A 25,254-nucleotide genomic window follows, 5' to 3' on the forward strand; every position below is an offset into this window, starting at 1 on the left:
GGTAAATAATTAACGCCGGATGCCTGTGCTGTTATTTATCAGAATGAAGCACGATGAAGCTCGCCGATTCCGCCGTAATCATTAATAATTTTCCAGCTCACGCTATTACCCGCACCGGTGGGTAATTCAAAACTGGCGCTACTTTGCGGCGCAACATACCGGGCATCTTCCAGCTCTTTACCTGCAACGATAACGCTCTGGAAATTCATATAAAATGAAGTCGGGTTACTCACCTCCAGCCGGTTGCCGCGGCGCTGCCAGGACAGCTTATGGGTTAACGCTTCCGCCGATCCTTTTAAACCTTCAGGGCGATAGATCAGTTTGATGCGCGTCTTGACCGCGATCTGCAACATGTTCTTACCCTGATCTTTTTCTATCGAGGGGATGCTCTTAATATTCAGCCAGTACAGCGATTCCTTATCCTGCGGTAGATTCCCGCCCGCCCGCACGACGCGCAAGACATTTTCCTGCCCGCCGTCCAGACGAAATAACGGCGGGGTGATCACAAACGGCGTTTTCTCTGCGCGATTAATTTCGGGCTCGACCCAGCTTTGCACCAGATAAGGTGCCTGGTCCGGGTTGCTTACATTAATTGAAGACTCTTTCTTACTCCCATCGTAAATTAAGCGGGTGCCACCCACAATCAGGCCAGCCTGGGCTAAACCTGAGGTTATTATTATTGCAGTCAGCAAGGTGAGAGGAATAAGTTTCATCATTAGTCATTCATTAAAAGAGTGAGGACGGACCGACAATAATCCATCGGTCCGAATAACAATTTCGTTATGCAGGTATGACGGGCTATTAATTATAAACAATGGTGAAACTTGCCATTGAATTAGCCTTGCCTGCGGTAACCGTTGTCGATGTGGCGATATAGCGCGCAATAAAATCCAGATTATTCACCACGCCGGTGCCTGACGTCAGAGGGTATTGTTTGGATGCGTTATACAGCGGAATCGCGGTATTGGCATCGTCGTATAATTGAATCCCCACGCCGCCTGCCACGCCAGTTTCTGCGGTCAGGGCCAGCACGCCAGGACTCCCTGCTACCGGGGAGCCGTCAAACTTCACGGCCGCCTTGGTTGCGCTTACCGGGCAATCCGTGAGCTGCAACGTGAATTTGGTCGGTGCAGCAGTAGAGCCTGCGTTGGTAAAGGCGCTCTTACTGACCTGACCTAATGTCACCGTCAGCGGACTGGCCGGACTATTGGTGACGGTACAGGCGGCATCAATAATCTCGCCGTTAAAATTCACCTCTCCGTCAGCTGCCATCGCTGAAACTCCAGCCAGAGACGAAATCAGCACTCCCAGTGGCAGTAATTTGCTTTTCATGATCTATTCCTTGAGTATATTCAATTTATTAGTATTAATGTATTGCCAGGCAAACGGCAGCTTTTTGAAATTTATCAATAGAATATCGTCCCGTTTCCAGGCTCACAGATCTCTAATGATAATATTAATAAGAATGACATTTCCCTGCTTTTATATTTAAAACGGGCTTGTCAAACGTTATAATTTGTATGAGATTATTCTTGTACATTTCAAAATATCCGGCAACACTTTTTTGGGTGTAATTTTACACCCTGTGTGTTTTCCGCGATAAAAGGGTTATGCCAGAGGGGGGGTAAGTCTTGGGAAAATAGCGACTGCCAGTTAACAAAACCAGAAAATATTATAAGGGTAAACATTTCATCGAAGATGAGTACGTTATTTTTCTTCGTTGATACAATAGGTTAGTACTTTAACGGAAGATGCTCGATTGTCAAAAGGATGCCGTTTTCAATGCTGATATAGCCCCCCTTTTTAAGCTGGGCGAGGATTTTCATAATGCTGCTACGTGAAAGGCTGGTTTTCTGCTGGATATACTGCGCGGCAGAAACATCATGTCTGTATTCCGCTGGTTCACTCATCAACTCCTGTAACTGAACGCGGACAATTTCATAGGCACAGGTGGCCATGAGCCTGGTATTTATCGTATACAGTCGTGAGGTGACTCTGAGGCTATGGCAGGCCAGCAGCCTCCAGAGATTGTGTTCGGTGACGAACTGGTTGACCTTATCGGTACGGGTAACGGCGATCTCAGAGGTACTGTGGGTCTGAATAAACATCCCCGCCTCGGCGTAAAGTGTTCCACTGAGACCCATGATCCCTGGCACATACAGCGTGCCCAGCAGAATTTCACTCGTCTGATGATAGACGTTGCACACGCCGCTTCGTACCAGATAGCAGTACGCAACGCCATTATTATAAAGATATAACCGGGTGTTGGGAGGATACATAGCAAAAGTCGCCAGAGGAGCCAGGCATTCCAGCAGTTCGGCGGTAGCGGAGAGGTTCAGACTGCGATCCGGATGTTCGGTATCCATAACATACTCCTCATGTTGATTGACGCTCACTTAAAATTTGACTCAGAATTATCCGATAGATCTTAATCTTATTTCTTTTTAAATCAATATCTTCAAAGTAATATTTAATTTTGTTTATATAACAAAATAATTCTGATAAATAATTTATGGTTTTATTACTTATTTCCTTTTACTAAAATGGCTGTAATATCAAACTGGATGATTTTTAAGAAGAATGAATTCAGTACCCATAATAGTATTATGGATATTTATGCAAGTTATTTATGGGTGTAATTTTACACCCATAAATAACTTTTAAAAATCTAAAACAATTATCATAATTATCGTTTATGTGAGGGGAGTGCGTTAGGGGGATGTTCATAAGCCTATGGAGGGATTTATTTGTGAATAATAAAAAAAGAGCCACCTCAATAAGTTACAGCATCAGACACAAAAAGCCTCTGGCTGATATCAATCAACTGATAAGTATCCTTACACCTTCAGCCAATAAGTTGACGCTCGCCAATAAGCAGTCACTTAACTTTAGAGTGGAAGGGGAGCATAAATGTTTTTTACTTCATCACGGTAACATTACGCTTTATCGCCATGCCGACGGTATTGCCTTAAATTCAGAATCAGCTCCCTATATATTTGGCTTAAGTACGCAGTTGCTGGAGCATGATTATTTCTATATCAGAACGAATGAGACTTCTGATATTAGCGTTCTTTCTATTGCCGATGCTAACCGGATTATCGACAGGAGTAACCTGTGGAAAGGCGTAGCCGCGCTATTAATTTATAGTGCGACAAGAATGTTCGATCACTGCACGAAGATCTCGGCATTATCTTCTTATGAGATTATATGCTATCAGCTCTATGAACTGATGGATGAAACAGAAGAAGTGAGAAATAATGTCAGCATTGTTTCTTATATTTTAAGCCGTACCTTTCTGTCACGCAGCAGCATCATGAAGATACTGGCTCAGCTGAAGACTGGAAATTATATCGAGACTGAAAAAGGCCTGCTCAGAGCGATAAACAACATACCTTCAAAATATTAAATCATCACCGCTGGCGACAGCACCTGAAGCCACAGAGGCGCGGCGGCTCCCGTACATGACCTGATGACCGAAATCTGCGATACTTATGCTTTATCCCCCTCACAGAGATGACTATGCAGTACCCGATTAACGAGATGTTCCAGACCCTGCAAGGTGAGGGTTACTTTACCGGCGTCCCCGCCATTTTTATTCGTTTACAGGGATGCCCGGTTGGCTGTGCCTGGTGCGATACCAAACACACCTGGGATAAGCTTGAGGATCGGGAAGTTTCCCTGTACAGCATCCTGGCTAAGACCAAAGAGAGCGATAAATGGGGCGCGGCGAGCAGCGAGGATCTGCTGGCGGTCATTTTGCGTCAGGGCTATACCGCCCGTCACGTGGTGATAACCGGTGGCGAGCCCTGCATTCATGACCTGATGCCGCTGACAGACCTGCTGGAAAAGAACGGCTTTAGCTGCCAGATTGAAACCAGCGGTACCCACGAAGTGCGCTGTACGCCGAATACCTGGGTGACCGTATCGCCGAAGGTGAATATGCGCGGCGGTTATGATGTGCTGTCGCAGGCGCTGGAGCGTGCGAATGAAATCAAACATCCGGTTGGTCGCGTTCGCGATATTGAAGCGCTGGATGAACTGCTGGCTACGTTGAGCGACGACAAACCGCGTATCATCGCCTTACAGCCAATCAGCCAGAAAGAAGATGCCACGCGTTTGTGTATTGATACTTGTATTGCGCGGAACTGGCGTCTGTCGATGCAGACCCATAAATATCTGAATATTGCCTGATGATAATGGGTTTATCGGCCTGCATTGAGTGCTACATGCAGGCCGGACAACCTTATGCGTTAGACCAGCTCTGAATCGAATTAACGTTATCCAGGCCGCCATGCAACACTTCATACGACTTTTTCAGGATCACATCGGTGTGCTGGGTTAAATCGCGGAAATTCCCTTTATCCAGCGCCAAAGTCTCTTTAATGCCATTGCGGTTGTCGAGGGACGAGGCAGGAATCCATAACGCTCGGCCAGCAGGTTGTTGCCCCTTCCGCCAGTACCACATAGCGGGCACGCAGCGTAAAGCACAAGCGGTGCCCGCTATCCCTGCACCGATAATAATAATATCGAAATCGTCAGACATATTGTGCTCCAGATATCCAGAGCACATAACCCTAACAGAGTGTTAGTTAAGGAAAATTGACCGTCGCCACAGACGATACAATCATTCCCCGCGATACACGCAGCCTGCTGTGCAGGTCTCTTTCACCATTACGGCACTCAGCAGAGGGACAACCGGTTTAACCTGATCCCAAATCCATTTGGCCAGTACTTCACTGGTTGGGTTTTCTAAGCCAGGAATATCGTTCAGATAGTAGTGATCGAGTCTGTTGTAAGTTGGCTTAAACGCGGCTTTTAACTCAGAAAAATCCATGATCCAACCGGTATGCGGATCGACTTCACCGGTAATTTCAAGACGCACCATAAATGAGTGACCATGCAGGCGGCCACACTTATGCCCTTCCGGTACATGCGGCAGGCGGTGAGCGGCTTCGAAGGTGAAATCTTTAAACAAGGTGGTGGACATTTTTTACTCTCAAGAATGCGAAAAACCGCCGTAGGGTACCGTAAAGAGCGAATTTTATCATTAGTTAAAAGGGCGCTGAGTATCAGAACGACCTATTCATGATGGTAATATTTAATAATTATTGATATATCATATGGTTATCCAATCTGTTTTGCTGTTAATAACTATAACTAAAAAAGGTTAGTTCATTTGGTTATTTGTTATTTCTATCCCTTCTTTAATTGTTACTATCCCCGCCGTTAACCTTATCTTCAGTTTGGGTTTTATTGCTGAAATCCGCTTTGCTTACTGGAACATGACAACGCATGACGACACAGGTCCCACCTTCCGCTCTGCTACCGCTAAACCCGGAGCAACTGGCACGCCTTCAGGCGGCCACGACTGATTTCACTCCCGCACAGCTTGCGTGGGTTTCTGGCTATTTTTGGGGCGTGCTGAATCAGCAGCCAGGCAGCAATGCGGCGACTCCTGCGCCTGCTGCTGAAATGCCTGGCATTACGCTTATCTCCGCCTCGCAAACCGGTAATGCGCGTCGTGTGGCGGAAGCTCTGCGCGATGATCTGATCGCTGCAAAGCTCAACGTCACTCTCATCAATGCTGGCGACTATAAATTCAAACAAATCGCCAATGAGAAATTGCTGATCGTAGTGGCGTCGACGCAAGGGGAAGGTGAACCGGCGGAAGAAGCCGTAGCGTTGCATAAATTCCTGTTCTCGAAAAAAGCGCCGAAGCTCGATAACACCGCTTTTGCCGTGTTTGGTCTTGGTGACACTTCTTACGAGTTTTTCTGTCAGTCAGGAAAAGACTTCGATGCAAAACTGGCTGAGCTGGGCGGTGAACGTTTGCTTGACCGCGTGGATGCCGACGTCGAATACCAGGGCGCGGCAGCCGAATGGCGTGCCCGTCTGGTTGATGTCCTGAAAGCGCGTGCCCCTGCGGCATCGTCTGTGCAAGTTGCTGCGAGCGGTGCGGTAAATGAAGTACACACCAGCCCGTACACCAAAGAAACACCACTGACGGCGTCGCTTGCGGTGAATCAGAAAATCACTGGTCGCGACTCGGAAAAAGATGTGCGCCATATTGAAATCGATCTCGGCGATTCCGGCCTGCGCTACCAGCCGGGCGATGCCTTAGGAGTCTGGTATCAGAACGATCCTGAGCTGGTCAAAGAGCTGGTTGAATTGCTGTGGCTGAAAGGAGATGAGCCGGTCACGGTTGACGGCAAAACCCTGTCGCTCACCGAAGCGCTGCAGTGGCATTTCGAGCTGACGGTTAACACCGGCAATATCGTCGAGAACTACGCCACTTTAACCCGTAGCGACTCTCTGCTGCCGCTGGTGGGCGACAAAGCGCAATTGCAGCATTACGCCGCAACCACGCCAATCGTCGATATGGTGCGCTTCTCCCCAGCGCAACTGGACGCCCAAACGTTGGTTGATCTTCTGCGACCGCTGACGCCGCGTTTGTATTCTATTGCCTCTTCCCAGGCGGAAGTGGAAAGCGAAGTGCACGTCACCGTGGGCGTGGTGCGTTATGACATTGAAGGTCGTGCCCGTGCTGGTGGCGCGTCCAGTTTCCTCGCCGATCGCGTGGAAGAAGAGGGCGAAGTGCGCGTGTTCATCGAACACAACGATAACTTCCGCCTGCCGGCTAACCCGCAGACACCGGTGATTATGATTGGACCGGGCACGGGGATTGCGCCGTTCCGTGCATTTATGCAGCAGCGTGCGGCTGACGGAGCCGAAGGCAAAAACTGGCTGTTTTTTGGCAACCCACACTTTACCGAAGATTTCCTGTACCAGGTGGAATGGCAGCGTTACGTCAAAGAGGGCGTACTGAGCCGCATCGATCTCGCCTGGTCGCGCGATCAAAAAGAAAAGGTCTACGTACAAGATAAACTGCGCCAACAAGGTGCGGAACTGTGGCGCTGGATAAACGACGGTGCCCACATTTATGTCTGCGGCGACGCCAATCGCATGGCGAAAGACGTTGAGCAGGCTTTGTTGGAAGTGATTGCCGAATTCGGTGCTATGGATATCGAAGCGGCGGATGAATTTTTAAGTGAGCTGCGCATTGAGCGCCGTTATCAGCGAGATGTCTACTAATGAGCGAAAAATACCCAGGACCATTGGTGGTCGAAGGCAAGCTGTCCGACGCTGAGCGTATGAAGCTGGAAAGCAACTATCTGCGCGGTACGATTGCCGAAGATTTAAACGACGGCCTGACTGGCGGCTTCAAAGGCGATAACTTCCTGCTGATCCGTTTTCACGGTATGTACCAGCAGGATGACCGCGATATCCGCGCCGAACGAGCTGAGCAAAAGCTGGAGCCGCGTCACGCGATGCTGCTGCGCTGCCGTCTGCCGGGTGGGGTGATCACCACCAAACAGTGGCAGGCGATCGACACGTTCGCCCATGACAACACGATTTACGGCAGCATTCGTCTGACCAACCGTCAGACCTTCCAGTTTCACGGCATTCTGAAGAAGAACGTTAAGCCGGTACACCAGATGCTGCATTCGGTCGGGCTGGACGCGCTGGCGACCGCCAACGACATGAACCGTAACGTTCTGTGTACCTCTAACCCGTACGAGTCCGAGCTGCACGCCCAAGCCTATGAATGGGCGAAGAAGATCTCCGAACATCTGCTGCCGCGTACTCGCGCCTATGCAGAAATTTGGCTGGATCAGGAGAAGGTAGCGACCACCGACGAAGAGCCGATCCTCGGTCAAACCTATCTTCCGCGTAAGTTTAAAACCACGGTTGTAATCCCGCCGCAGAACGACATCGATCTGCACGCCAACGACATGAACTTCGTAGCGATTGCCGAAAACGGCAAGCTGGTGGGCTTTAACCTGCTGGTCGGCGGTGGTTTGTCGATTGAGCACGGCAATAAGAAAACCTACGCCCGCACCGCGAGCGAGTTCGGCTATCTGCCGCTGGAGCACACCCTGGCGGTAGCAGAAGCTGTGGTGACAACGCAGCGCGACTGGGGTAATCGTACCGATCGTAAAAACGCCAAAACCAAATACACGCTTGAACGCGTTGGTATCGACACGTTCAAAGAGGAAGTGGAGCGTCGCGCGGGTATTAAATTTGAGCCTATCCGCCCGTACGAGTTCACCGGTCGCGGCGATCGTATTGGTTGGGTAAAAGGGATCGACAATAACTGGCACCTGACGCTGTTTATTGAAAACGGCCGTATCCTGGATTATCCGGGCCGTCCGCTGAAAACCGGCCTGCTGGAGATCGCGAAGATCCACAAAGGGGATTTCCGCATCACCGCCAACCAGAACCTGATCATTGCTGGTGTGCCGGAAAGCCAAAAAGCGAAGATCGAGAAGCTGGCGCGTGATCACGGATTGATGAATGCGGTGAAGCCGCAGCGTGAAAACTCGATGGCCTGCGTGTCGTTCCCGACCTGTCCGCTGGCGATGGCGGAGGCCGAACGTTTCCTGCCATCGTTCACTGATAAAGTGGAAGCTATTCTCGAAAAACACGGCATTCCTGACGAGCATATCGTGATGCGCGTTACAGGCTGCCCGAACGGCTGCGGCCGCGCGATGCTGGCGGAACTGGGCCTGGTGGGTAAAGCCCCGGGGCGCTACAACGTACACCTTGGCGGTAACCGCATGGGCACGCGCATTCCGCGTATGTATCGCGAAAATATTACGGAATCGGAAATTCTCGACTCCGTTGACGAACTGGTTGGGCGCTGGGCGAAAGAGCGCGAAGCGGGTGAAGGCTTCGGTGATTTTACGGTGCGTGCGGGCATCATTCGCCCGGTGCTCGATCCCGCCCGGGATTTCTGGGAATAAAGTGAAATTGACTTATCGGGTCTGCTGAATCTGTAGGCCTGATAAGCGCAGCGCCATCAGGCAAGGTAAACAGCGAGGAATTTATGTCCAAACTCGATCTCAACGCGTTGAACGCGCTGCCGAAGGTTGAACGCGTTATGGCGTTGGCACAAACCAACGACCAACTGGAAAAATTGAGCGCCGAAGGGCGCGTGGCGTGGGCGCTGGAAAACCTGCCTGGTGAATATGTACTGTCATCAAGCTTTGGTATCCAGGCGGCAGTAAGCCTGCACCTGGTGAATCAGATTCACCCGGATATCCCGGTGATCCTCACCGATACGGGCTATTTGTTCCCGGAAACCTACCAGTTTATTGATGAGTTAACGGACAAGCTCAAGCTTAATCTGCAAGTCTACCGGGCGAAGGAGAGCGCGGCCTGGCAGGAAGCGCGCTACGGCAAACTGTGGGAGCAGGGCGTTGAAGGCATTGAGAAATACAATGAGATCAACAAAGTCGAGCCGATGAACCGCGCGCTTAAAGAACTCAATGCGCAAACCTGGTTTGCCGGTCTGCGCCGCGAGCAGTCGGGCAGCCGGGCGCATTTGCCGGTGTTGGCTATCCAGCGCGGCGTGTTTAAAGTGCTGCCGATCATCGACTGGGACAACCGTACCGTTTACCAGTACCTGCAAAAGCACGGCCTGAAATACCATCCACTGTGGGATCAGGGCTATCTGTCAGTTGGTGATACCCATACCACCCGTAAGTGGGAGCCGGGTATGGCGGAAGAAGAGACGCGGTTCTTCGGATTGAAGCGCGAGTGCGGATTGCATGAAGGGTGATCGTCTTATCAGCACCGGAAAATAGAGGGAAATATTTCTGGTGCTTATTTATATAATTCATCTTATTCATATTTATTATTATCTTGCATAAATACTTTATTTTGCGCGTTAAGGTGTGATTCTGATCACCGATATTATTTCTTAGTCTGTAATTCTCTTAATATATTTGGATTCGGACTTGTTATTAATAAATGGCTAATTACGCACCTTATTTTGCTTACTGGGGAAAAACCAGTAAAAAGGAAAATATTCACGACCAGGGGGATGCATACCATTTGCTGCCCTATCACTGTCTGGATGTGGCGGCGGTAGCGGCGTACTGGTGGGATCATAGTGTTGCCATGCGTCGTCATTTTTGCTGCGATCGATTGGCGACAGAGAGCGAAATTCGTGCATGGCTGCTGTTTTTTACTGCCCTGCATGATCTCGGCAAATGGGACATTCGCTTCCAGTGCAAGGTGTGCGCAACATGGCTGGAGTTACATCCGGAAGACGGTAAGCTAAAACGCCCTTCACTGGAGACTTGCCGACATTTTGATCACGGAGTGGGCGGTTTATTTTGGTTTATTGAAGACTTTCAACCCACAATAAATCATAACGGTTTCTTAAGTTTTGATGAACCATCTGCACATCCTTACGCTTCCTGGTTTCCCTGGATTGAAGCCGTGACAGGTCATCATGGCTACGTGCGGCAAGCAGCACATATTTCATCAAGTCAGTACGAAATGCCTCACCTCTTTCAATCTTTCGCTGCGCGAGATAAAGCGGCGCGTTGGGAATGGATCAAGGTTCTCGAACTGTTATTTTTGCAACCTGCCAGCCTCACACTGAAAAGTATTCCCCCGAAGGCATCAACGCTTTTAGCAGGATTTTGTTCAGTTTCCGATTGGTTGGGCTCCTGGCGCAGTGAAGATACTTTTCAGTTCTGTGCAACCCTGCCGAAAAGCGACGAAGCATTAAAATCTTATTTTATAAAACGGTATGAGGAAGATGCGGCGCTAGTTATAGAACGCAGTGGCTTACTGACGACGGTGAGCTCTTATTCTGGTACGCAGGCGTTGCTTGAAAAAGGGTATGTTCCACGACAACTACAAATATTGGTTGATGAGATACCTGTCGCCTCTGGTGTGACATTAATTGAAGCACCGACAGGCTCAGGAAAAACGGAAACTGCATTGGCTTATGCCTGGAAATTACTGGATAACGATCTGGCCGATAGCATTATTTTTGCTTTGCCGACGCAGGCTACTGCGAATGCGATGCTGGAACGGATGGGAACGTTGGCGCTCCAGATATTTGAACATCCGAATATTGTTCTGGCACATGGCAATGCTGACTTTAACCCAACCTTTAAGGCATTAAAACACGCAGGTGCTAACCCACAGGGGGAGGAGGCCTGGAGCCAGTGCTGTGAGTGGCTTTCCCAGGGGCATAAACGTGTTTTTCTTGGACAGGTAGGCGTGTGCACCATCGACCAGGTGCTTGTTTCGGTGTTACCTGTCCGTCATCGTTTTATTCGGGGATTGGGCACCGGACGCAGCGTTTTAATCGTTGATGAAGTTCATGCGTACGATAGCTATATGAATGGATTACTCGATGCTGTTTTAAGTGAGCAACTTGCAGCCGGAGGAAGTGCGATTCTGCTTTCCGCAACCTTGTCGGCGAAACAGCGCCAGCGCCTGCTTTCTCATGGTAAATCTGATTCTGTCGTAACGCGGCGCTTGCCTCTTCCTGAACCTTATCCGCTAATTAGCTGGTGCGATGCGCAACGGGCAGAGCAACTCGATTTGCAGCATAAACCTGAACATTTGCCTCCTGCTTTCCAGCTTTACCTTGAAGCGCTCCATGTTGCGGAGTTAATGCCAGACTCAACGTTGATCGAAAGGATGGTTGCCGCCGCACGCTCAGGAGCGCAAGTCTGCATTATTTGTAACCTGGTTGATGTGGCGCAGCGTGTGTTCTGGCAGATTCAGGCACAGGCCGATACAGATATTCAGGTGATGTTATTTCATGCCAGGTTTACGTTGATTGATCGTCAGAAAAAAGAGCGCGGGGTGCTGAGCTATTTTGGTAAGAAAGGCGATCGTAGCTGCGGGCGGATCCTGGTATCAACCCAGGTAATTGAAGCCAGTTTAGATGTCTGCTTTGACTGGTTAATTACGCAATTGTGTCCTGTGGATCACTTATTCCAACGGTTGGGGCGCTTACATCGCCATAAAGAGAACTGGCGACCGGCGGCCTTTTCTGTTCCGAAAGCCACCGTTTTACTCCCGGATGGTGATGATTATGGCGCACATAATCTGATCTACAGCCATACCCGCGTGATGTGGCGCACCCAGCAATATATTGAGGCTTTAGGTGATAACCCTCTGGTTTTCCCGCTGGCATATCGTGGCTGGATTGAGCCGATTTACGACGATGCGGAGGAAATGAATGAGCCGGAATGGGTAACAGCCGGAATGGATGAGTATCAGAAAAAGGAATTCGCTAAAAGGCATTGTGTTCGTTTGATGCTGGACTGGGCTGAGAATACCGTGCTGACGGATGACGATCAGAACGTTCGTGCTGTGACGCGTGATGGTGAAATGAGCTTACCGATAATACCTTACGTGATGACATCTCAGGGGAAATGTTTATTAAATGGGCAACTTGTTGAACAACTGGATAATTATTTGCTGCGTGAAGCCTTAATGTTGAATCGTGTTGGCGTGCCGCATCATTGGGAGGAGGTCTTTACTGAAAAAGTTGATGAGGATGGGTTGCTATGGCTGGAAGGAAACATTGATTCAGGGGGCTGGCAATACCAGGGGAAACGGTTTTCCCTCACTTACACCGTGGAGACAGGGATGGTAAGAACCATCCCTGCTTAGCGCGAGGAAGAGTTTGAATGATAGAGGCAAGATTAGGTTTATTGCTTTAGTCGCAGTGGTGCTGGCGTTGGTTGTTGTTTTGAGAGACCAGTAAAAAATCAAAAAGGAAAACAGAATGGATCTTCTGAATGATAAATGGATACCGGTCCGTCCTTTACATGGCGGTTCTCCGCAGATAATTACGTTACAGACTCTGCTTTGTGGTTCGCAGTCATGGGGGCTCTGTTTACCTCGTGATGACATGGAGTTGGCTGCACTACAGCTATTGATTTGTTTGGTTCAGGTCATTTTACCTGTGCAGGATTACCCGGTGCTTCGGCAGCGCCTCAGCAACCCACTTTCTGATTCACTCTTTACCGATGCTGTGTCTGGCTGGAATGGGGTTTTCCAGCTTAACCATCCTGATGCGCCTTTTATGCAGACAAAAGGTGTGGCGGCAAAAGAGGCTACAGGGATGGATAAGTTATTGGTGGGATTAACCGGAGCAACAAACTGTGCTTTTGTTAACGAACCAGGACAGGGGAACGCACTTTGCGGTGGATGTACGGCAATTGCGCTTTTTAATCAGGCAAATAATGCACCCGGGTTTGGCGGTGGATTCAAGAGTGGGTTACGCGGTGGATCCCCAGTAACCACCCTGGTACAGGGAAACGATCTGCGTACTACCGTGTGGCTTAATGTGCTTACTACTCAGCACCTGGAAATATTTCTGGATAGCGAGTTACCTCAAAATGATCGTTTCGTCTGGCAGGATCCGATCAAAAGCGGGGAAAAAATTCCGGCAGCCAGTATTGGTTTATTCAGGGGACTATTCTGGCAGCCTGCACATATTGAACTATGCCCGACAATAGCGGGTGGAATTTGCAGTGGTTGCGGTCAGAATGCCGAACAGCGTTATGATGGTTTCCTGAAAGAAAAATTTAGCTTTAACGTTGAAGAAATATGGCCTCATCCACACTCCCCCCGTTTGTTACAAGTTAAAAAAGGCCAACCCGAACAGAAGTTTCTTGCTTTTATTTCCTCGATACCGTCATGGACCCAGATAAGCCGTATTCTGGTAGAAAAAGAAGCGTCGAAGAGTGAAGGCCATCGTGTCGCTGCTGTTGTTGAACAGGCGCAAGAGTTGCTTCGTGGTCAAAGATTACACCTCATTATTGGCGGTTATCGTACCCAAAAAGCATCAATACTTGAACGGCGGCATGAGGTATTAGCCTTTAACCAAGGGTGGCAGCAGTTTCCGGAACTTATTAATGAAATCGTGACTACCGGATTGAGTTATAAGGCTGCGTTGCATAATGCACTTGATACATTTTCAAAGCGTATCAAGAACAGTGAGGTTAAAGGTGCTGGTATCAAGGTGCATGAAAGCGCTGAGCGTCACTATTATCGTCAAAGTGAGTTAATTATTCCTGATCTGCTTGCGTCGTTGGAATATGAGAATGCGGACAACGCTCTGGAACACCTGAGAAGGAACCTTCATCAAGTTTGTGAACGCTTATTCGAGGACGCTACGGCCCCCTATATACACCATCCTAAGCTGGCTCTTACGTTGGCCGTTGCTCGTCGAAGTTTGTACAAACATCTTTGTGCATTACAACCAGAAGGAGGTAATAACAATGTCGATTAACACCATGGCGCTTTACCGTGCATGGGAACAGCTTGATAACGGAGCCAGGGCTCAACTCCGGCGGGTTTCAGAACCCGATGAGTTAAAAGATATTCCGGTTTTTTATCGGTTGGTTTCTTCCTTTGGTTGGGATAACCCAGTGAATCAAAAACCGTTATTACGCATGGTATTTTGCCTTACAGCAGGCAGAAATGCTGTTTGCCATAAAGAAAAGGAAGCTGAGGAAAAATATGGTATTAGCGTAGGTAAAGCGTTGGCAAATAGTCAGCAGCGTATCAATGAGCGTCGGGTTTTTCAGCTTCTTCGCTCTGAATGGCCTGCTGATATGGTACAGCTGCGCCGCTTGTTAGCACATGCGGAGCCGATTTTATATTGGCCGGATTTTGCTAACCAGCTTATCTGGTGGAGTCCAAAAGAGCGCCGTCAGCTTCTGGAAGATTTTGTAATTGCAAGCCCTCAAAAGAAAAATCAGTAAGGATACGTTCATGAATAATTTTATCAATTTCCACATTCTTATTTCCCACAGCCCTTCATGCCTGAACCGCGACGATATGAATATGCAGAAAGATGCTGTCTTTGGTGGTAAGCGCCGGGTACGTATCTCCAGCCAGAGTCTGAAGAGGGCAATAAGGAAAAGTGAGTACTACTCGCGGCATTTGGGGGAGTCAAGTGTTCGAACACGAAAGTTGGAGCTGTTAGCTGATACTCTTACTCAAAAAATTAATGAGGGCGAAGAACAGGCACTCGAAAAATGTTGGATTGATAAAACGATTCAGTTATTTGTAAGCCGGGTTGTTGATAATGAAGATGAATCTGAGGACGAAGAAATGTCTGGCGATTCAGATGCTCCAGTCAAATCGAAAAAAACAGCTGTAGCCCCTTGGTCAGTGGAAGAATTTCGGATTGTTTGTGGGATGGTCCAGGATATTTATCAATCTCCATTAGCTGAAAAAGAAGAAGAAAACTTAGCTAAAGCGATCGAAAAAGAGCAGAAGAGAAAGGTTTCTAAGACGAAGCCAAGGAAAAGTGATGAGGAAGTTAAGGATGAGTTTCTCACAAAAATAGTTATGAAGCGTATGAAAGATAATATCTGCGCAATTCAAGGCGCACTCAATAAGACGCTTGATATTGCATTATCTGGTCGTATGGCTACATCAGGTTTAATGACAACAATTGATGGAGCAATGTCAGTTGCTCATTCAATAACCACACATGCTGTTGAGTCCGGTATTGATTGGTTTACCGCAGTAGATGATTTGGACTCACAGGGATCTGGGCACCTCGATACTCAAGAATTCTCCTCCGGTGTGTTTTATCGTTACGCTAGTCTGAATATCAGTCAGTTGCAGGAAAATCTCGGTAGTGTTGATCGTAGTAAGGTTCTGGAAATTGCTTCCCATCTGGCACATATGCTGGCAACTGAAACACCGAATGCCAAACAACGTACCTTTGCTGCGTTTAACCCTGCTGATTTAGTGATGGTTAATTTCTCTGATTTCCCTCTCTCGCTCGCTAATGCATTTGAGTGTCCGGTTAAGGCCAAAGAGGGGTATCTGAAACCTTCAATTGAGGCATTCACTGAATACTGGGAACGCGTCTCGAAAGGTTATGGCCTGACCGGACCTGCTGCTGAATTCTTGCTAACCGGCGACAGTTTGCCTGCTGGAGTCGCTAAGATGGAGAGCCTTGAGCAACTGAAGCAGTGGATCCGTAATAGCGGTGAGGTTTGATTATGAACCGGTATCTGATTCTGCGCCTTGCGGGTCCGATGCAATTCTGGGGATTACCGACATTCGAAGGTACGCGGCCAACGGCGGCTTTTCCTACGCGTAGTGGATTACTTGGGTTGCTGGGGGCATGCCTTGGGATTCGGCGTAATAATAAGGACAGCCTGCAAAAGCTTGCGAACAGCGTACGTTTTGCTATCCGCTGTGACCAGAAAATGGTTGATAGCCACCCGTTAAAGGTAACAAAAATTATTGACTACCATACGGTCCAGGATGCGCGCGAAGACTACGTTGGTTTGAAATGCCACCAGACAATACAAACCTGGCGTGAGTATTTGTGCGACGCGTCATTTACGGTGGCAGTGTGGTGTCTGCCATCGACTGATTTTAACGTTGAAATGCTTAGCGAAGCCGTTCGTAAACCTTATTTTACACCTTATCTGGGGCGACGCTCTTGCCCTATGACAGAGCCGCTTTTTGTTGGTGATTGCCAGGCGGTAGATCCTGAAAATGCGCTGATGAATTATGCGCCGACAGGTGGGGACATCTATTGTGAAGAGGCCGTTGGTTCGGCAAATCAACGTTTTCGCATGAGGGATGAACCTATCATTTCATTACCCCGTCAGTTTGCCTCAAGGGAGTGGTTTGTCATTAAGGGGAAAAGAAATGTATCTGAGTAAAATTTTTGTTAACTGGCGATGGGCCAGAGATCCTTATCAACTTCATCGAGCCTTATGGCAACTTTTCCCGGATCGCGCTGATATGTCACGTGATTTCCTTTTCCGTCTGGAAGAATTGCATACCGGGAAGGGGGGCGTGGTACTACTGCAATCAATGCTTTCACCTTGTGATGCAATCGTTGCTCAGGTAGTTGCGAGTAAGCCGCTTGGTTTTAGATTAGAAAAAAATGCCAGATTACGTTTCAGGCTGAGAGCTAATCCGGTCAAAACGATTAAGGACGCTCAACGTCGGCAAAATAGTCGTGGAGAAGTGAAAAGTTGCCGTGTGCCTTTAATCGATGAAGGTGAACAGACTGCATGGTTACAACGGAAATTATCGGGTATTGCTGTTCTGGAACAATGTCGCATTACCCAGGAGAAAGCCTTATTTTTTCAGAAAAACAACCGGAATGGAAAAATCCAGCCAGTTTGTTTTGATGGATTTCTGACGGTCTCGGATACTGATAAGTTCAATCAAATATTGATACAAGGAATTGGGCCTGCAAAAGCGATGGGGTGTGGTTTGTTGTCAATCGCCTGAAGTCATTAATTTTGTTTGATATCTATAGAGGTGTCGTTGTGGTTTATTTACCTTTGTCACCCATCCCAATGAAAGATCGTACCTCAATGATCTTTCTGCAATACGGGCAGATTGATGTGATCGACGGTGCGTTCGTGCTGATCGACAAAACGGGAATACGAACGCATATTCCGGTGGGATCGATAGCCTGCATTATGCTGGAGCCAGGCACGCGCGTTTCTCATGCCGCAGTGCGACTGGCGGCAACCACGGGCACCTTACTGGTATGGGTTGGTGAAGCAGGTGTACGACTGTACGCCTGCGGACAGCCGGGAGGCGCGCGTTCAGACAGACTGTTGTATCAGGCAAAGCTGGCGCTGGATGAAGAACTCCGGCTGAAAGTGGTGCGTAAAATGTTCGAATTGCGTTTTGGTGAGCCTGCTCCCAGCCGTCGCTCCGTTGAACAACTCCGCGGCATCGAAGGCGCGCGGGTACGCCAGAGCTATGCTCTGCTGGCAGAGCGCTACGGTGTGAAGTGGCATGGTCGACGTTACGATCCTAAAGACTGGAAAAAGGGCGACACGGTTAATCAGTGTATTAGTGCTGCCACATCCTGCCTTTATGGTATTACCGAAGCGGCGGTATTAGCCGCAGGTTATGCACCTGCTATTGGTTTTGTGCATTCAGGTAAGCCGCTCTCTTTTGTGTATGACATTGCTGATATCGTCAAATTTGATGGTGTTGTTCCGGTTGCTTTCGAGATTGCTGCCCGTGCGCCAGTCAGTCCAGATAAAGAGGTTCGTCTGGCCTGTCGGGATATATTCCGCAGCCAGAAAACGCTGGTGCGGATCATCCCATTGATTGAGGAAGTACTGGCTGCCGGGGAAATTGAAATCCCTAAACCTTTTGCAGATGCCCAACCTCCGGCGATCCCTGAGCCTGTTTCATTGGGCGATGCAGGGCACAGGGGGTAGCGCATGAGTATGCTTGTTGTTGTCACCGAAAATGTTCCTGCTCGTTTGCGCGGTCGTCTGGCTGTCTGGTTATTAGAAGTTCGCGCAGGTGTTTACGTTGGCGATACCTCACGTAAGGTGCGAGAAATGATCTGGCATCAGGTCACGACCCTGGCAGACGAAGGTAATGTTGTTATGGCTTGGGCTGTGAATAATGAGTCTGGTTTTGATTTTCAAACATGGGGTGAAAACAGGCGCATGGCGGTGGAACTGGATGGATTAAGGTTAGTGTCATTCCATCCTTCGTAAAATCAATGGGTTATAGTTCTTTAATAATGTGGAAAATTTGGTGGAATTTTTCTACGGCTATAATCCCTTTTAGATCAGTGATATAGTTTTAGAGTGTTCCCCGCGCCAGCGGGGATAAACCCTGAGTGCGGCGATACCGCGAATGAAAGCGTTCGTGTTCCCCGCGCCAGCGGGGATAAACCGCGGCCAGCCGCTTTACGGGCATAGCGCTCAGCGTGTTCCCCGCGCCAGCGGGGATAAACCGTCCTCAACTTCAACAACGCGGGAGCCGTAATTGTGTTCCCCGCGCCAGCGGGGATAAACCGGTGGTCACGCCTTCTGCGGCTTCAATGGTGACGGTGTTCCCCGCGCCAGCGGGGATAAACCGACCTCACTTTATTTCTTAAACGCCTCCGTAAAGTGTTCCCCGCGCCAGCGGGGATAAACCGATACTGTACTCACTGAGCGAAATTTGACCGCCGTGTTCCCCGCGCCAGCGGGGATAAACCGCCGCAGTAGCCTCAGCCGGAATCAGAGAATCAGTGTTCCCCGCGCCAGCGGGGATAAACCGACACTGTACTCACCGCGCAAAAATTGACCGCCGTGTTCCCCGCGCCAGCGGGGATAAACCGCGGGACTATGAGAATGTCCCCCTGAACGAAAAGTGTTCCCCGCGCCAGCGGGGATAAACCGAAAACCACAAATCGGCAGCACAATTAATCAAAGTGTTCCCCGCGCCAGCGGGGATAAACCGCTTCGTGAGTGCAGCGGATAGCCCATTCACGGGTGTTCCCCGCGCCAGCGGGGATAAACCGATTTAACTGAAAACCAGGAGCAATCAGCATGAGTGTTCCCCGCGCCAGCGGGGATAAACCGAGACGGGTATTTGTGGGTTGTTCAGGGAAAAAGTGTTCCCCGCGCCAGCGGGGATAAACCGGTGGAGAGCTGACACCTGAGATGATTGCCGACGTGTTCCCCGCGCCAGCGGGGATAAACCGTATGCCGCAGGTCATATTTAACGAGGAATGGAGTGTTCCCCGCGCCAGCGGGGATAAACCGACAGGCCAAGATACTGACGCTGCGGAATATTCGTGTTCCCCGCGCCAGCGGGGATAAACCGCGGCGCGGGCTGACTGGGCACCGGTACTGCTTGTGTTCCCCGCGCCAGCGGGGGATAAACCGTCCGTTTAATCTCTACTCATAACGGTATTGAAGTGTTCCCCGCGCCAGCGGGGATAAACCGAGCTGGTGACGCAATCGCAACTGACACTCTCCGTGTTCCCCGCGCCAGCGGGGATAAACCGATTTTTTCCAAAATTCAGAGATTAAACATTTTGTGTTCCCCGCGCCAGCGGGGATAAACCGCACCGGGATTGAGCAGGCCACAGGCCGCCCGGGTGTTCCCCGCGCCAGCGGGGATAAACCGCGCTGCCGTTACGAACTGGCCGGTACTCTCACGTGTTCCCCGCGCCAGCGGGGATAAACCGCTCAATCCCATAATCCCATAAATACATACTCAGTGTTCCCCGCGCCAGCGGGGATAAACCGCAAAAACGAGCTACGACCCCGCCTCAATTATTGTGTTCCCCGCGCCAGCGGGGATAAACCGCCATTCCCAGTGACAGTGATTCAGTGGTGATAGTGTTCCCCGCGCCAGCGGGGATAAACCGGGCGGTAGAAAACCTCGACAGAATGAGGCGGTGTGTTCCCCGCGCCAGCGGGGATAAACCGAACGCAAACACACCCCTGATGCCGCTGAATTTGTGTTCCCCGCGCCAGCGGGGATAAACCGAGTTGATGCGGCAAATCGTTGCGGCCGAAATGGTGTTCCCCGCGCCAGCGGGGATAAACCGATCACCTCGACTGTTCAAAACTCGATAGTAAAGTGTTCCCCGCGCCAGCGGGGATAAACCGCTGGAAGTCCCGCGTGATGTGATGGATGTTTTGTGTTCCCCGCGACAGCGGGGATAAACCGCCGGAGGTTCTGATGGTGTCCGAAACCATGTCGTTTTCCCCGCGCCAGCGGAGATAAACCGGAACATCCTGAAGTACACATCAAAAACGAACCGTGTTCCCCGCGCCAGCGGGGATAATCCACTTTGAAAGCAGAAATATTATGTGGCTGGATGGGTTACGAGGATTTTCCCGCCTTTGCCAGTTCTTTTACCAGCGGGAGCATAATGCGTACCACGTCGCGGCTACGGTGCTCTATCCTGCCCGGTAAGGCTTTATCGATATGCTGCTGGTTATCCAGTCGCACATCGTGCCAGCTGTTGCCTGCCGGGAACGAGGCGCTTTTGGCGCGCTGTTGATAGCCATCTTTCTTGCCCAGACTCCAGTTGGTTGCTTCAACGGAGAGCACGGCAATGCCCGCATCGTCGAAGACCTCTGCATCGTTACAACATCCAGTACCTTTCGGATAGTTTTTGTTCAGCCCCGGATTGGTGCTGGCTACGATACCGCGGCTGTGCGCGATGGCCAGCGCCCGGTCACGCGTCAATTTTCGCACCGCTTCCGGGGTTTTCTTACCGCTATTGAAATAGAGCTTATCGCCGACGATCAGGTTATCGAGGTTGATAACCAGCAGCGTATTTTTCTTCTCGGCGGCGCTCATTCGCTTCAGGATGTTCTCCGCGCCCAGTTTGCCTTCTTCCTCGCCGCTGGTGGCGATAAATCGAATGCCGTACTGCGTCGGCACGTCTTTGAGTTTTTCCGCCAGTTCCAGCATCACGCCAAGTCCTGCGGCGTTGTCATCAATACCTTGCAGGGTCAATCCACCCAGATTGGCATCGGAATCGGCGTCGCTCTGTGCGGCGTAGGTGTCGAGGTGCGCCATGATAATAATCTGCTGTGGCGCTTTACCCTCATGTGCGGCAATAACGGTACTTCCCGTGACGTTATGCCAGTTTTTACGGTTATTTTTGGCGGTATAAACATAACGGCTATTAAATGTTCGAATATCACTGCTGTAGCCCATCTGCTGAAATTGCTGACGAATATAATCAGCAGACAACATTTCTGCCGGAGAGCCCGTTACTCGGCCTGGGAAAAACGTTGCGATATATCGAGCCTGGGTATTTGCGATATCTCCAGGTTTGGAAGATGTTGCCTGTGCGGGAAGGATAAAGCACGCGCCGAGCGCCAGGATTGCAAGAAGGGGGCGCGTTGCGGAAAACATAATGAGTCCTTAAATACCAAGCAGAAATTTTTAGCCGCTAGTATGAAACCGTGATCGAGGTAAAACAATTTCATTTGCTCCTAAATGCCCGAAATTCGGTAGCTTAAGCACTTTTTGATATTTGCTTTTCCGGATCGTTATTCCTTTGAGGAACTACTCATTCCAATTCGTAATTTCATTCGCCCTCTTGCCCTCCCTATAGTCAGGTTATCTGAGCATCGTTAGCAAAATAACGGCATTACATAGGAACGGTTATGGATCAAAAACGACTTACCCACCTGCGGCAACTGGAAGCGGAAAGCATCCATATTATTCGTGAGGTGGCCGCCGAGTTTTCGAATCCGGTGATGATGTATTCCATCGGCAAAGATTCCAGCGTAATGCTGCATCTGGCGCGTAAAGCGTTTTATCCTGGCACGTTGCCGTTCCCTCTGCTGCACGTTGATACCGGCTGGAAATTCAGCGAGATGTACGAGTTTCGTGACCGCACGGCGAAAGCCTACGGTTGTGAACTGCTGGTGCATAAAAACCCGGAAGGGGTGGCGATGGGCATCAACCCGTTTGTTCACGGTAGCGCCAAGCATACCGATATTATGAAAACCGAAGGGTTGAAGCAGGCGTTGAACAAATACGGTTTCGACGCCGCGTTCGGTGGCGCTCGTCGTGACGAAGAGAAATCGCGTGCCAAGGAGCGCATTTATTCTTTCCGCGATCGTTTTCATCGCTGGGACCCTAAAAATCAGCGTCCGGAACTGTGGCATAACTACAACGGACAGATTAACAAAGGCGAAAGCATTCGCGTATTCCCGCTCTCCAACTGGACTGAACAGGATATCTGGCAGTACATCTGGCTGGAAAATATCGACATCGTGCCGCTGTACCTGGCGGCGGAGCGTCCGGTGCTGGAACGCGACGGCATGCTGATGATGATTGATGACGACAGAATCGATCTGCAACCGGGGGAAGTGATTAAAAAACGCATGGTGCGTTTCCGTACGCTCGGCTGCTGGCCGTTAACAGGCGCGGTGGAGTCGAATGCGCAGACGCTGCCGGAAATCATCGAAGAGATGCTGGTCTCAACCACCAGTGAACGTCAGGGCCGCGTGATTGACCGCGACCAGGCGGGCTCCATGGAGCTGAAGAAACGTCAGGGGTATTTCTAAGGAGCCGCCATGAACACGACACTTGCACAACAAATTGCTAATGAAGGCGGCGTTGAAGCCTGGATGGTCGCCCAGCAACACAAAAGCCTGCTGCGTTTTTTAACCTGCGGTAGCGTGGATGACGGGAAAAGCACCCTGATTGGTCGCCTGCTGCACGACACGCGTCAGATTTATGAAGACCAGCTTTCATCGCTGCACAACGACAGTAAACGTCACGGTACTCAGGGCGAAAAGCTCGATCTGGCGTTATTGGTTGACGGCTTGCAAGCCGAGCGCGAGCAGGGCATCACCATCGACGTGGCTTACCGTTATTTCTCTACCGAGAAGCGTAAATTTATTATTGCGGATACTCCCGGCCATGAGCAGTACACCCGCAACATGGCGACCGGTGCGTCGACCTGCGACCTGGCGATCCTGCTGATCGATGCGCGTAAAGGCGTGCTGGATCAGACCCGTCGTCACAGCTTTATCTCCACGCTACTTGGGATCAAACACCTGGTGGTGGCGATCAACAAAATGGATCTGGTGAACTTTAGCGAAGAGACATTTAACCGCATTCGCGAAGACTATCTTACTTTTGCTGAACAGTTGCCGGGCAACCTGGATATCCGGTTTGTGCCGCTCTCTGCACTGGAAGGCGACAACGTGGCTTCACAAAGCGCCAGCATGTCGTGGTACAGCGGTCCGACGCTACTGGAAGTACTGGAAACCGTTGAGATCCAGCGCATAGTTGATACTCAGCCGATGCGCTTCCCGGTGCAGTATGTGAACCGACCTAATCTGGATTTTCGTGGTTATGCCGGGACGCTGGCCTCCGGTAGTGTGAAGGTAGGGCAACGCGTCAAAGTGCTGCCATCCGGCGTTGAGTCGAGCGTGGCGCGGATCGTAACCTTTGATGGCGATTTACAGCAAGCACATGCGGGTGAAGCGATCACCCTGGTATTGAAAGATGAGATCGATATCAGCCGTGGCGACCTGCTACTTGATGCCGGTGAAGCGTTACCTGCGGTACAAAGCGCTGCCGTTGATGTGGTGTGGATGGCGGAACAACCGTTGTCGCCTGGGCAGAGCTACGACATCAAAGTCGCCGGTAAGAAGACCCGCGCACGCGTTGATAACGTGCAGTACCAGATTGATATTAATAACCTGACCCAACGTGATGTTGAAGCGTTGCCGCTAAACGGCATCGGTCTGGTTAATCTGACTTTTGATGAGCCGCTGGTGCTGGATACCTATCAGCAGAATCCGGTTACGGGCGGGCTGATTATCATTGACCGCCTGACCAACGTTACCGTTGGCGCGGGGCTGGTACGTGAGCCAATCGTCCAGGATCACGCCGCGGCTTCTCAGTTCAGCGCGTTTGAGCTGGAGCTTAATGCGTTAGTGCGTCGCCATTTCCCGCACTGGGGCGCGCGCGATCTGCTGGGAGGAAAATAATGGCGCTGCATGACGAAAACGTCGTCTGGCATGCCCATCCTGTTACACCGCAACAGCGGGAACAACGCCACGGTCATCGTGGTGTTGTGCTGTGGTTTACCGGGCTGTCTGGTTCCGGTAAATCCACGGTCGCAGGGGCGCTGGAAGAGGCGTTGCACAAGCTGGGAGTGAGTACCTATTTGTTGGATGGCGATAACGTGCGCCACGGCCTGTGCAGCGATCTTGGGTTTAGCGATGCCGATCGTAAGGAGAATATTCGTCGGGTTGGCGAGGTGGCTAACCTGATGGTGGACGCGGGCCTTGTGGTGTTGACCGCCTTTATCTCTCCGCATCGCGCCGAACGCAAAATGGTCCGTGAACGCGTTGGTGAAGGGCGTTTTATTGAGGTTTTTGTGGATACGCCGCTGGCAACGTGCGAATTACGCGATCCAAAAGGGCTGTATAAAAAAGCGCGGGCGGGTGAGTTGCGCAATTTCACCGGAATTGATTCGGTATACGAAGCGCCTGAATCGCCAGAGATTCATCTTGATGGTGAACAATTGGTAACAAATTTGGTACCCCAATTATTAGACCTGCTGAGGCAGGAAGATATTATCAGATCCTGAGACACCCGAGCTTGTATGCCCGGTCAGTCACGGTCACAGGATTAGATATGCGTAACAGCCATAACATTACTATTACAGAGTCAGATACCTTCGCCGCCGACGATGAAACCACCTGGTCACTACCGGGTGCTGTGGTCGGCTTTATCGCGTGGCTGTTGGCGCTGGGGATTCCGTTTCTGATTTATGGCCCTAACACACTCTTTTTCTTCATTTATACCTGGCCCTTTTTCCTCGCATTGCTGCCCGTGGCGATTGTCGCGGGTATTGCGCTGCACTCCCTATTGAAGGGGCTGTTGCTGCTGAGCATTACCTGCACCCTACTGGTGGTTGGGGCGATGTTTGGCGCGCTATTTCTGTGGTTGTTGGGTTAGGCAAACGCCTTTTTTTAACAATCGCTGATGTAGTTCACTCTCTGGTCATAATTCAAACCGTAACCAACAATGAGATTATGTTCTCCTTACACGGGGTATACGTAACAACGGGCAAATGTGGTACATTTGCCCGCGTTGTCGCGGCATTCCCGACCGTTGATGTAAAGTTGTCTG

At 50.2% G+C, this 25,254-nt stretch carries 22 protein-coding genes, 2 pseudogenes and 1 CRISPR repeat array; of the genes and pseudogenes, 17 read left to right on the forward strand and 7 right to left on the reverse strand.

The window, feature by feature from the left end; translation table 11 throughout:
* Positions 1 to 38: 38 nt before the first annotated feature.
* The 3 genes from HVZ52_RS04655 to HVZ52_RS04665 form a co-directional block, all read right to left on the reverse strand.
* Positions 39 to 713, reverse strand: coding sequence for a fimbria/pilus periplasmic chaperone (locus HVZ52_RS04655; protein ID WP_181599268.1), 675 nt, complete (start codon positions 711 to 713; stop codon positions 39 to 41).
* A gap of 88 nt (positions 714 to 801) precedes the next feature.
* Complete coding sequence (locus tag HVZ52_RS04660) at positions 802 to 1,332, reverse strand: fimbrial protein (RefSeq protein WP_047414341.1); 531 nt, start codon at positions 1,330 to 1,332, stop codon at positions 802 to 804.
* A gap of 401 nt (positions 1,333 to 1,733) precedes the next feature.
* The gene (locus HVZ52_RS04665; protein WP_249417949.1) at positions 1,734 to 2,366 is read right to left on the reverse strand and encodes a winged helix-turn-helix transcriptional regulator; all 633 of its coding nucleotides are present in this window, start codon (positions 2,364 to 2,366) and stop codon (positions 1,734 to 1,736) included.
* A 383-nt stretch (positions 2,367 to 2,749) separates the two neighbouring features.
* Here HVZ52_RS04665 and HVZ52_RS04670 point away from each other — a divergent pair, with 383 nt between their 5' ends.
* Together HVZ52_RS04670 and queE are read left to right on the forward strand one after the other, a co-directional pair.
* Positions 2,750 to 3,406 (forward strand): winged helix-turn-helix transcriptional regulator, encoded by a 657-nt coding sequence (locus HVZ52_RS04670; protein WP_046276166.1) that lies wholly within the window; start codon positions 2,750 to 2,752, stop codon positions 3,404 to 3,406.
* Positions 3,407 to 3,519: 113 nt separating this feature from the next.
* Entirely contained in the window at positions 3,520 to 4,191 is a 672-nt protein-coding gene (gene queE / locus HVZ52_RS04675; RefSeq protein ID WP_043017395.1) for a 7-carboxy-7-deazaguanine synthase QueE, read from the forward strand.
* 52 nt (positions 4,192 to 4,243) lie between these two features.
* On the opposite strand, the pseudogene HVZ52_RS23000 reads toward queE, so the two are convergent.
* From HVZ52_RS23000 to queD, 3 genes and pseudogenes are all read right to left on the reverse strand, one after another.
* Positions 4,244 to 4,369, reverse strand: a pseudogene (locus HVZ52_RS23000) (hypothetical protein); the annotation flags it as partial.
* Between the two features lie 105 nt (positions 4,370 to 4,474).
* Positions 4,475 to 4,543, reverse strand: a pseudogene (locus HVZ52_RS04680) (carbohydrate kinase); the annotation flags it as partial.
* 81 nt (positions 4,544 to 4,624) lie between these two features.
* Complete coding sequence (queD, locus tag HVZ52_RS04685) at positions 4,625 to 4,987, reverse strand: 6-carboxytetrahydropterin synthase QueD (RefSeq protein ID WP_016154218.1); 363 nt, start codon at positions 4,985 to 4,987, stop codon at positions 4,625 to 4,627.
* 305 nt (positions 4,988 to 5,292) lie between these two features.
* Here queD and cysJ point away from each other — a divergent pair, with 305 nt between their 5' ends.
* The 11 genes from cysJ (at position 5,293) to cas2e (ending at position 18,347) form a co-directional block, all read left to right on the forward strand.
* The gene (cysJ, locus tag HVZ52_RS04690; protein ID WP_181598931.1) at positions 5,293 to 7,092 is read left to right on the forward strand and encodes an NADPH-dependent assimilatory sulfite reductase flavoprotein subunit; all 1,800 of its coding nucleotides are present in this window, start codon (positions 5,293 to 5,295) and stop codon (positions 7,090 to 7,092) included.
* A complete protein-coding gene (gene cysI / locus HVZ52_RS04695) occupies positions 7,092 to 8,804 on the forward strand; it encodes an assimilatory sulfite reductase (NADPH) hemoprotein subunit (protein WP_016154216.1) in 1,713 nt (570 codons plus the stop codon). Before cysJ ends, cysI begins: the two co-directional genes overlap by 1 nt.
* An 83-nt stretch (positions 8,805 to 8,887) precedes the next feature.
* Positions 8,888 to 9,622 carry a phosphoadenosine phosphosulfate reductase gene (gene cysH / locus HVZ52_RS04700; RefSeq protein ID WP_181598932.1) on the forward strand — a complete coding sequence of 245 codons (735 nt, stop codon included), beginning with the start codon at positions 8,888 to 8,890 and terminating at the stop codon, positions 9,620 to 9,622.
* Between the two features lie 191 nt (positions 9,623 to 9,813).
* On the forward strand, positions 9,814 to 12,492 hold the full coding sequence (cas3, locus tag HVZ52_RS04705; RefSeq protein ID WP_181598933.1) for a CRISPR-associated helicase/endonuclease Cas3: 2,679 nt from the start codon (positions 9,814 to 9,816) through the stop codon (positions 12,490 to 12,492).
* Positions 12,493 to 12,607: 115 nt separating this feature from the next.
* Positions 12,608 to 14,119, forward strand: coding sequence for a type I-E CRISPR-associated protein Cse1/CasA (casA, locus tag HVZ52_RS04710; RefSeq protein WP_181598934.1), 1,512 nt, complete (start codon positions 12,608 to 12,610; stop codon positions 14,117 to 14,119).
* Positions 14,103 to 14,594 (forward strand): type I-E CRISPR-associated protein Cse2/CasB, encoded by a 492-nt coding sequence (gene casB, locus HVZ52_RS04715; RefSeq protein WP_249417956.1) that lies wholly within the window; start codon positions 14,103 to 14,105, stop codon positions 14,592 to 14,594. The genes casA and casB overlap by 17 nt, the downstream gene beginning before the upstream one ends.
* Positions 14,595 to 14,604: 10 nt before the next feature.
* Positions 14,605 to 15,849: a type I-E CRISPR-associated protein Cas7/Cse4/CasC gene (cas7e, locus tag HVZ52_RS04720; RefSeq protein ID WP_046274801.1), complete on the forward strand. Its 1,245-nt coding sequence runs from the start codon at positions 14,605 to 14,607 to the stop codon at positions 15,847 to 15,849.
* A gap of 2 nt (positions 15,850 to 15,851) precedes the next feature.
* Complete coding sequence (gene cas5e / locus HVZ52_RS04725; protein ID WP_181598935.1) at positions 15,852 to 16,526, forward strand: type I-E CRISPR-associated protein Cas5/CasD; 675 nt, start codon at positions 15,852 to 15,854, stop codon at positions 16,524 to 16,526.
* Positions 16,513 to 17,106, forward strand: coding sequence for a type I-E CRISPR-associated protein Cas6/Cse3/CasE (gene cas6e / locus HVZ52_RS04730; RefSeq protein ID WP_046274803.1), 594 nt, complete (start codon positions 16,513 to 16,515; stop codon positions 17,104 to 17,106). Before cas5e ends, cas6e begins: the two co-directional genes overlap by 14 nt.
* A 38-nt stretch (positions 17,107 to 17,144) precedes the next feature.
* Positions 17,145 to 18,059 (forward strand): type I-E CRISPR-associated endonuclease Cas1e, encoded by a 915-nt coding sequence (gene cas1e / locus HVZ52_RS04735; RefSeq protein WP_181598936.1) that lies wholly within the window; start codon positions 17,145 to 17,147, stop codon positions 18,057 to 18,059.
* A 3-nt stretch (positions 18,060 to 18,062) separates the two neighbouring features.
* A complete protein-coding gene (gene cas2e, locus HVZ52_RS04740; protein WP_046274804.1) occupies positions 18,063 to 18,347 on the forward strand; it encodes a type I-E CRISPR-associated endoribonuclease Cas2e in 285 nt (94 codons plus the stop codon).
* 93 nt (positions 18,348 to 18,440) lie between these two features.
* A CRISPR array of direct repeats spans positions 18,441 to 20,423; the repeat unit is 29 nt; unit sequence GTGTTCCCCGCGCCAGCGGGGATAAACCG.
* Positions 20,424 to 20,457: 34 nt separating this feature from the next.
* Here the strand turns inward: cas2e and HVZ52_RS04745 are convergent.
* Positions 20,458 to 21,504, reverse strand: coding sequence for an aminopeptidase (locus HVZ52_RS04745; RefSeq protein WP_019077559.1), 1,047 nt, complete (start codon positions 21,502 to 21,504; stop codon positions 20,458 to 20,460).
* Positions 21,505 to 21,758: 254 nt separating this feature from the next.
* On the opposite strand from HVZ52_RS04745, the gene cysD reads away from it, so the two are divergent.
* The 4 genes from cysD to HVZ52_RS04765 are packed head-to-tail and all read left to right on the forward strand — an operon-like array spanning position 21,759 to position 25,080.
* Positions 21,759 to 22,667 carry a sulfate adenylyltransferase subunit CysD gene (cysD, locus tag HVZ52_RS04750; RefSeq protein WP_003034152.1) on the forward strand — a complete coding sequence of 303 codons (909 nt, stop codon included), beginning with the start codon at positions 21,759 to 21,761 and terminating at the stop codon, positions 22,665 to 22,667.
* A gap of 9 nt (positions 22,668 to 22,676) precedes the next feature.
* The gene (gene cysN / locus HVZ52_RS04755; RefSeq protein WP_115190298.1) at positions 22,677 to 24,104 is read left to right on the forward strand and encodes a sulfate adenylyltransferase subunit CysN; all 1,428 of its coding nucleotides are present in this window, start codon (positions 22,677 to 22,679) and stop codon (positions 24,102 to 24,104) included.
* Positions 24,104 to 24,709: an adenylyl-sulfate kinase gene (gene cysC / locus HVZ52_RS04760; protein WP_019077557.1), complete on the forward strand. Its 606-nt coding sequence runs from the start codon at positions 24,104 to 24,106 to the stop codon at positions 24,707 to 24,709. The genes cysN and cysC overlap by 1 nt, the downstream gene beginning before the upstream one ends.
* 47 nt (positions 24,710 to 24,756) lie before the next feature.
* Positions 24,757 to 25,080 (forward strand): DUF3561 family protein, encoded by a 324-nt coding sequence (locus HVZ52_RS04765; RefSeq protein WP_016154211.1) that lies wholly within the window; start codon positions 24,757 to 24,759, stop codon positions 25,078 to 25,080.
* Positions 25,081 to 25,254 lie beyond the last annotated feature (174 nt).

Origin of the sequence: Citrobacter sp. RHB36-C18, from assembly GCF_013814485.1 — a bacterium.
Classification (GTDB): Bacteria; Pseudomonadota; Gammaproteobacteria; order Enterobacterales; family Enterobacteriaceae; genus Citrobacter; species Citrobacter braakii.